The following is a 6,668-nucleotide window of genomic DNA, read 5'->3' as shown; positions in this document are numbered from 1 at the left end:
CTCGACTCGCCAACTTTCTAAGCTCTTCTTCCGTCAAGCCTTCATAAGGATTTGAAACCTTTATTCCTCCAGACAGCTCCGTTTGAGCTTTATCGACGTAAATTCCAGCAATTGTTAAAATCATTTTGCGGTCCTGGAATCCTTTTTCTTTCATAGCATACTTATAAGCAGCATTTAAAACACTACCCGCTTTAGCTGTGACCAAGTCCATTGTGGTCTCATTGACGAGATTTGAGAACTCCTCTTTCCCCATCGCTTCATAATACTTACGACGGCTTACATTCGCAAGGTTACAAATATCTGTAACAGTTTTACCTGCATTTTCTGGATTTATAAGCACTTCAAGTAATTTTTTTTCAGCTGTAGTTGGCTTGTATATGTTACCTTTTGTCACATTTTTGTACCTCGCTTTCTGTAAAATTTGTATAAAAAAACCTGCCATTTCTGACAGGTAAAATCTAAAAGGAAAAAATGAGTCGTATCATCATTCACTCGTTCACAATACTATTTTAACTCATTTTTTCGGTCACTTGTTCGCTATTTTTTAGCAAAAACGGTCACTTTTCCGCAAAATTTATTTCGATGCGTTCTTCTGCAGCAATTTCATCAATCTTATATTCCAATTTTTCAAAAAACGGACGAATGATATTTTTATAAGCTTGAGTCTTTTTACCAAACCCAAATCGCATCAATGCCCCTTCAACAGTCAATTCATTGTGAATATAAACAGCCTTGATTATTTTCCAATGACCGGGGTCTGTTTCAGCAATCATTTCTTGAATCGCTTTAAACTGCCGCCTATACTTAATTAATGTTGGATCACATTCTAACTTAATGATGTCACTTAAAACTTTTGGGTCACGAACCAAATTTTGAGGAGTAATCCACCAATTGGGGTCTAATCCACTATGACTTACTGGATATTGAATTTCTTCGCATCTCCGTTTTACTTGTGCTTCAAATGGATATTCTCTCAGTGCTTTGATTAAATACCCATACTCTGTACTTACTTTCAATATTTACCCCCACAAAAGCTGAATGAATGATTCATAAGTCTTAATTCCAAAGATATTCTCCCCGTGGATTTCTCTGAGTGTTATAGTAAAACCTTCACCGAGCTTTTCTTTTAAAAGAGAAATAGTTTCTTTATTACCTAACCTCAATCTTAAATAACTATCATCCTGTTTGCTTACTCGAATTCTGTAACCTGTATATCCTTGTTGTGCTGAAATTCTGATAGCATTCTCTAAATCAGTTTTTCCATACCATCTCTCAAACCATTTTTCATGAGATTCTTTTTGAGATGATTTAATTTCATCAATTAATGTCACTCTATTTCCTCCAAATCTTTATAACTGTAACTCAATAGTGCTCCTTCACTTTTTAATGAGATGTAAACTTCATTGATTTCAACAGAATCATCAACCACTAGTCTAATTGCTGCCAAAGCTGATGGAAGTACACATTCAAAATCCGGAGCTTTAGTTTGGGATTTGAGTGCCTGTTTTCGTTTAATTCCAGGGGAAATTTTCATCAAATCACACTTTCTGTAAATTCATCTTTTCGAGCAACTTTTTTCGCAATCGTGATTGGCAACCCATAACGAGCAGCGAACATCTTTGCCTTAATTTTAAACTCGGGTAAAATCATACCTTTTACATCAATTACTTTGATTAAGTTGCCAGCATCATCGTAGAAAGTAAAATCTGGCTTGTAGTAAATTTCCCGATAAGCTTTCCCATTGAGCCTGAACTTATCTTGTAAGACAAATTTCTCTTGCATTTTCATGTTCGGCTCATGCTTATGCAACTGATAGTAGATTGATTCAGCCTTACTATCAAATGTGATGCCATCAATCGTTACTTTTTTAGCTCCGTATTTGTGGGCCATTATTCCGCCACCTCAATCTGCTCATATCTCCCAGTTTGCATGCTGTCGATTTCGGATTGGGTGAATTTTTTTGCGTGATTTATATTATTTGTTAAATATCCATTATTTGTTAAAAACAAATTTAAATATCCAATTAAATCGCTGCCTACATCTTCAAGTTCTATCTTATTCTTCAAATAGAACAGCTGCGGTTTTTCGACTGTGTAGCCGATATTTCGAGCAATGATATATTTTTCTGGATTATTTTTAACCCACAATCCTGCTTCTTTTAAACCTTTATCACTAGCAGTGAATATATCCTTCAAAATTTTTGCTATGCTGTTATCCATTTGTTCATCCCATGCAATTGCTCCTGACACACACTCAGGCACGACTGGCAGGGCTTGCTGTTGGAGTTGGGATTTTAAATCAATGATTTGCGATTCTAGTTTAGAACTTCTGATTACTTCTTTTTCATAGCTATCATTGAGATCACTATATTTATCAAATAGCTCCTGATATTCTTCGTCTGCTTGTGCTATCAATGATTTAACATGAACGGCCACATAATATTTAGTATTTCCAACAGGATGCTCAATATTTTTTATTGGTAGTATTTCCAGTCTTTGTTTAAATGTCTTATCCATTTTTTACCTCTTCCCAGGTATCTTCTAGCCAGTCAAGTAACATGTTCGTCTGCTTCATGACCAGCGGCTGTGAATTATATTTTGTGCTCAGCTCTCCAAGTGAATTTACAACCCAGTTCCAAAAATCATCATTTCCGAACCCTAATTTTATCGCCTGTGAGTTGCACTCTAAAATCCAATTTTTAATATCGTTGAAAAATTTTTCATAGTCCATAATCCTTACCTTGCCACTTTCCAGTTTCAGGATCATAAACAATCAGCCCTTGTTTTTTTGCCAGATTAAACAAATATTTTTTCATATCTCCACTCTGTTTCAATTTCTCCATGAGGAAATCAAGTACTGGATAAATTTGAATAATCCCACGATCAAAATCATTGTATTCTTTAAGCGAACTTTTACGAGGGGGCATTTTATCTAATCCCATTTCTAAAAAGATTGTTCTACGAGCTACAACATGTTTTTTTGAATTCCGAGAAAAAACTTTTTGCTCATATTCCTCAAATCCGAAATTTGCTCCTTGCAAATAATTAAATTCTTTATCAGGTACTAGATAACTTTTAGTAATCACCCCAGAACTCACAGCCCATTTCAAAACAACATAAGCTAATTGAGGTGAGTAGCTTATCATTTCAACAATTTGCTCTTTTTCAACTGGAGAAATACTTGAAAAGTAACTTATAAAGTATTGACTATTTGTTTGACCGTAAATTCCAAGATCTCTTTTTTTACTTCTTTTTTTACTCACAACTTTCAACCTCACTTTTCTAATTTTTATTTTCATTCCCCCTCCACCGTCCCCGGCAGAATTGAGTGACTTGTATAATTTTTTGGCAGTGAAACGTCTGCCCAAAATAATTTACTTGTCAATTCTATTCCCTGACTCTTTTAGAGTAGCTATCAAGCTTTTTTGACAGGTGTCAAAGTGTCAATTTTTAGTTAATTTGACAGGTGTCAAAAATATTACTTTTAGTTAATTTGACAGTTTGACAAGGGGTGTCAAATTAACTAATTTTTGACAGTTTGACAGGTTCGATAAAACTTATAATTTATTCATTATTTTCTAATTTAGTTATCCAACCTTTATCATCAATTGTCAAAGTTTCTTGTTCTTTAATCCAATTTTTTATAGTGTTCCGTGTAACTTTATCTTCAAAATATGTGACTATTTCTCCGATTCGGATTTTACCTGTCCCCTCCATATCAAGCGATTCAAAAGCAGTGTGAAGTTTTTCAGTATTCTTCTTAATTCGTTCAGCTTTCTTTTCTGCTGAGGAGCGGACATCTGCACTTTTTTTACCACCTTTTGACCATTTGTTATCATTTGCTCCAACTGGCTCAAGGTCTTTCAGAACTCCAGAATCATCGGAATAATGAAGTGGATAATTAAACCACAAATTGACTGGTTCAAACTTTGGAAACTCTCGAAGTGTGCCTTCAAGTCGCCAAGCAGTCATCAACTTCACAACTCGTTGAACTTGTTCCAATTCAAAGCCGGCAATTTCTCTTGCACGTTCATCCCCAAATGCTAAAGCCAAATGTTTTCGCATTTCAGGCGCTGACAGAAACTCATCTTGGCCAATTTCATTAAGATATTCAGGCTTTTCATCTCTGATTTTAGCTGCATAGAAGTTAGCCACTGCCCTGGCATCTTGTTGCTTTCTCAAGCTGTCAGTAACTTCAAGTTCGATTAAGTCAAGAATTGCGTCAGGGTCTCGGGCAAATACTCCAGAACCAGAACTTCGGTCCATAGAAGATTTACCGCCCTGTGCTCCTTTTGAGTGGTGGTGACAATAGATGACAGAAGTTCCAAGTTCTGCAGCTACTTTGTCAAAGTTATTTGTAAACTTGGCCATTTGTTCCGCATCATTTTCAGAACCTGTCAGTACTTTATAGATTGGGTCAATAATCACCGCATCAAATTTTTCTTTTTGAGCACGTCTGATCAGTTTCGGTGTCAATTTATCCATTGGAATAGAATGACCACGCATGTTCCAAATACTAATATTCTTTAAATGATTTGGTGGAACATTCATTCCTTGGTAAATATCTTTGAATCGTTTATAAGCTGAGGGGCGGTCAAGCTCCATATTGATATAAAGGACTTTTCCACGTTCACAATTAAATCCAAACCAAGGAATCCCCTCTGCAATCGCAATACACATCTCCATCAATGCAAATGATTTTCCGGCTTTTGATGGTCCAGCGATAAGCATTTTATGACCTCTGCGCAAAACTCCGTCAATCAAAACTGGTGCAAGTTGTGGGTCTTCTTCAAACATATCCGCAAGACTTTCAAACTCTGGCAAGTCATCATTCAAATCCTCAATGTAGGTTTGCCATTCTTCCCAGTTCGCTTTACCGATATTTGTATCAATAAGAAATTGCTTGTGCTCTCCACGAATTACACCAGGCATTCGAGATAAACGTGACGGATTTTTATTTTGACCATCAACTTCAAGACCATTTTTATTACAAATTTTATAGAGGTATTCAACCCGCTCACGGTATTCGTTTTTGTCTTTCGCATCAACTTTTACAATGGCATGAACTGATTTCCCACCAGAATAGACAAGAGCTGCAATTGGCAATTCTAATTCACGCATGATTGCATTTTGCTTTTCAAGTCCTAAATTATCCGATTCAACTAGAGCATATTTAAACTCAGTAACATTTTCATTTTTTACCCCTTTACCATCAAGAGGATTGAAACGAATCCAAGCCCCACCAAGAGGGTCAGAATCTCCCACAATATAACTCAAGTCTTTTTCATCTTTATACTTTTTTAGTTCATTGAGTAATTCTTCTGCGGTTCTAGTATAGTTACCTGCGCCACTGACAGAATATTTTCCGTCATCACGCAGCCAAGATTTCATGACGTAACCAATGTAATCATCATTTTTGAAAAGCGTTTGAATATAAGTTTTAAGCTGTTCTACAGGTTTCCAATTATCATCAGGCTCTCTGATTTCTTGCCCTTCAAGCCAAGATTTATCAATAAACTTATAATCTCGTGCTGCGCTCACCTCATCATCCCATCCTAAGAATTCGTTCCCATCATTTCCTTTATAAGAATTTGAAGACCAACCATTTTCTTTTGCTTTCATTGTGATAAATGCGCCAGTAACTGGTGTAGCTCCGTTATGGCCAAGTGAATCCCACTTTGATTCCATTTCTCGTGCATTATATCTACTGTCAGATTGTGACCAACTGTCCCATACATCAAAGGGATAGCCCTCGAATTTCAAAGCCATTCCAACTGATACCCAGTCCAGATAATCAAGCGATGATGGTGGTATATATTCTAGTAGTAAAGTTAAGTTAAGTTTATCTGTCATTGGGTTTTGTCTACTTTCTGTGGTATTATTTAATAAAGAATAGAAAAGAGGTTTTTTTATGGGTGAAATTATTTCTAATGCATTAATGTCATTTAGTGCTGGCTTTGCAGGAGCAACATTTTCAAATGCACAAGGTCCAGGTCAAGCACTAGATGATATAATGACCTTGATAGGATTTGAAAAACTACATGAAGTGGCTGAAAGGAAAAGAGTTAAAAGAGAGTATTCTGTTCAAAAATTCAAAGAATCATTGGCTCAAGGGATAATCTCTATTGATGAAGGTAACCTTCAGGATCCACCGCTTTCTATTGTTGGACCAGCCTTAGATGCCTCAAAATATTATATAGAAGAGCAAGAATTAAGAGAGATGTTTGCTAAGCTTATTACGACTTCTATGGACAAATCAAAAGGCATGATTGCTCATCCATCTTTTGTAGAAATCATTAAACAACTATCACCTTTAGATGCTAATATCTTAAAAAGTTTTAAAAATACAATGAGTCATCCTGTTGCCAAAATAATATCAATACGACCTAATGGATATTTTGAACTTAATGATTATTTTATTGTTGATGAACTCTTTGATAATCAAAGTATCATAGATGTAACTAAATCAATAGCAAATTTAGATCGTTTAGGTTTAATTAAAATAAGTGAAGGAATAATCGAAAATGAAGAATATTTTATGGAACATCCGAATGTGAAAAGACATCTTGAAATGTATAAACAAGAATCACCTGTTTTGAAAGTAAACAGGCTCGATGTCACTTCTTATGGAGTAGGCTTCATCAATTCATGCGTACGTATATAAACATA

The 6,668-nt window shown here is 35.5% G+C and carries 10 protein-coding genes; 1 reads left to right on the top strand and 9 read right to left on the bottom strand.

Annotated elements, in window-relative coordinates; all coding sequences use genetic code 11:
- The 9 genes from MHB61_RS12530 to MHB61_RS12490 form a co-directional block, all read right to left on the bottom strand.
- The coding region (locus tag MHB61_RS12530) for a phBC6A51 family helix-turn-helix protein (protein WP_340817559.1) at positions 1–394 on the bottom strand (394 nt) is incomplete at its 3' end.
- A gap of 163 nt (positions 395–557) precedes the next feature.
- Positions 558–1,016 carry a hypothetical protein gene (locus MHB61_RS12525; protein ID WP_137016007.1) on the bottom strand — a complete coding sequence of 153 codons (459 nt, stop codon included), beginning with the start codon at positions 1,014–1,016 and terminating at the stop codon, positions 558–560.
- A gap of 3 nt (positions 1,017–1,019) precedes the next feature.
- Positions 1,020–1,331, bottom strand: coding sequence for a hypothetical protein (locus MHB61_RS12520; protein WP_137016005.1), 312 nt, complete (start codon positions 1,329–1,331; stop codon positions 1,020–1,022).
- Positions 1,328–1,537, bottom strand: a complete 210-nt coding sequence (locus MHB61_RS12515) for a hypothetical protein (RefSeq protein ID WP_170959140.1) — start codon at positions 1,535–1,537, stop codon at positions 1,328–1,330. The genes MHB61_RS12520 and MHB61_RS12515 overlap by 4 nt, the downstream gene beginning before the upstream one ends.
- The gene (locus MHB61_RS12510; protein ID WP_081144351.1) at positions 1,534–1,890 is read right to left on the bottom strand and encodes a DUF1064 domain-containing protein; all 357 of its coding nucleotides are present in this window, start codon (positions 1,888–1,890) and stop codon (positions 1,534–1,536) included. The genes MHB61_RS12515 and MHB61_RS12510 overlap by 4 nt, the downstream gene beginning before the upstream one ends.
- The gene (locus MHB61_RS12505) at positions 1,890–2,516 is read right to left on the bottom strand and encodes a DUF1642 domain-containing protein (RefSeq protein WP_137016000.1); all 627 of its coding nucleotides are present in this window, start codon (positions 2,514–2,516) and stop codon (positions 1,890–1,892) included. The genes MHB61_RS12510 and MHB61_RS12505 overlap by 1 nt, the downstream gene beginning before the upstream one ends.
- The gene (locus MHB61_RS12500; protein ID WP_137015998.1) at positions 2,509–2,730 is read right to left on the bottom strand and encodes a hypothetical protein; all 222 of its coding nucleotides are present in this window, start codon (positions 2,728–2,730) and stop codon (positions 2,509–2,511) included. Before MHB61_RS12500 ends, MHB61_RS12505 begins: the two co-directional genes overlap by 8 nt.
- Positions 2,720–3,298 (bottom strand): hypothetical protein, encoded by a 579-nt coding sequence (locus tag MHB61_RS12495; RefSeq protein WP_129300320.1) that lies wholly within the window; start codon positions 3,296–3,298, stop codon positions 2,720–2,722. Before MHB61_RS12495 ends, MHB61_RS12500 begins: the two co-directional genes overlap by 11 nt.
- A 265-nt stretch (positions 3,299–3,563) precedes the next feature.
- Positions 3,564–5,852 (bottom strand): AAA family ATPase, encoded by a 2,289-nt coding sequence (locus MHB61_RS12490; protein ID WP_137015996.1) that lies wholly within the window; start codon positions 5,850–5,852, stop codon positions 3,564–3,566.
- Between the two features lie 58 nt (positions 5,853–5,910).
- Here MHB61_RS12490 and MHB61_RS12485 point away from each other — a divergent pair, with 58 nt between their 5' ends.
- The gene (locus MHB61_RS12485) at positions 5,911–6,663 is read left to right on the top strand and encodes a DUF4393 domain-containing protein (protein WP_137015993.1); all 753 of its coding nucleotides are present in this window, start codon (positions 5,911–5,913) and stop codon (positions 6,661–6,663) included.
- The last annotated feature ends 5 nt before the right edge of the window (positions 6,664–6,668 follow it).

This window comes from Lactococcus sp. FSL K6-0773 (assembly GCF_038006485.1).
GTDB classification, from domain to species: Bacteria; Bacillota; Bacilli; order Lactobacillales; family Streptococcaceae; genus Lactococcus; species Lactococcus lactis.
This window is presented reverse-complemented; position numbering and strand designations above follow the sequence as displayed.

Coding starts and splice junctions, on each gene's coding strand:
- MHB61_RS12505 (WP_137016000.1), bottom strand. CDS start 2,516: ATGGATAAGACATTTAAACAAAGACTGGAAATACTACCAATAAAAAAT.
- MHB61_RS12510 (WP_081144351.1), bottom strand. CDS start 1,890: ATGGCCCACAAATACGGAGCTAAAAAAGTAACGATTGATGGCATCACA.
- MHB61_RS12495 (WP_129300320.1), bottom strand. CDS start 3,298: ATGAAAATAAAAATTAGAAAAGTGAGGTTGAAAGTTGTGAGTAAAAAA.
- MHB61_RS12500 (WP_137015998.1), bottom strand. CDS start 2,730: ATGGACTATGAAAAATTTTTCAACGATATTAAAAATTGGATTTTAGAG.
- MHB61_RS12490 (WP_137015996.1), bottom strand. CDS start 5,852: ATGACAGATAAACTTAACTTAACTTTACTACTAGAATATATACCACCA.
- MHB61_RS12485 (WP_137015993.1), top strand. CDS start 5,911: ATGGGTGAAATTATTTCTAATGCATTAATGTCATTTAGTGCTGGCTTT.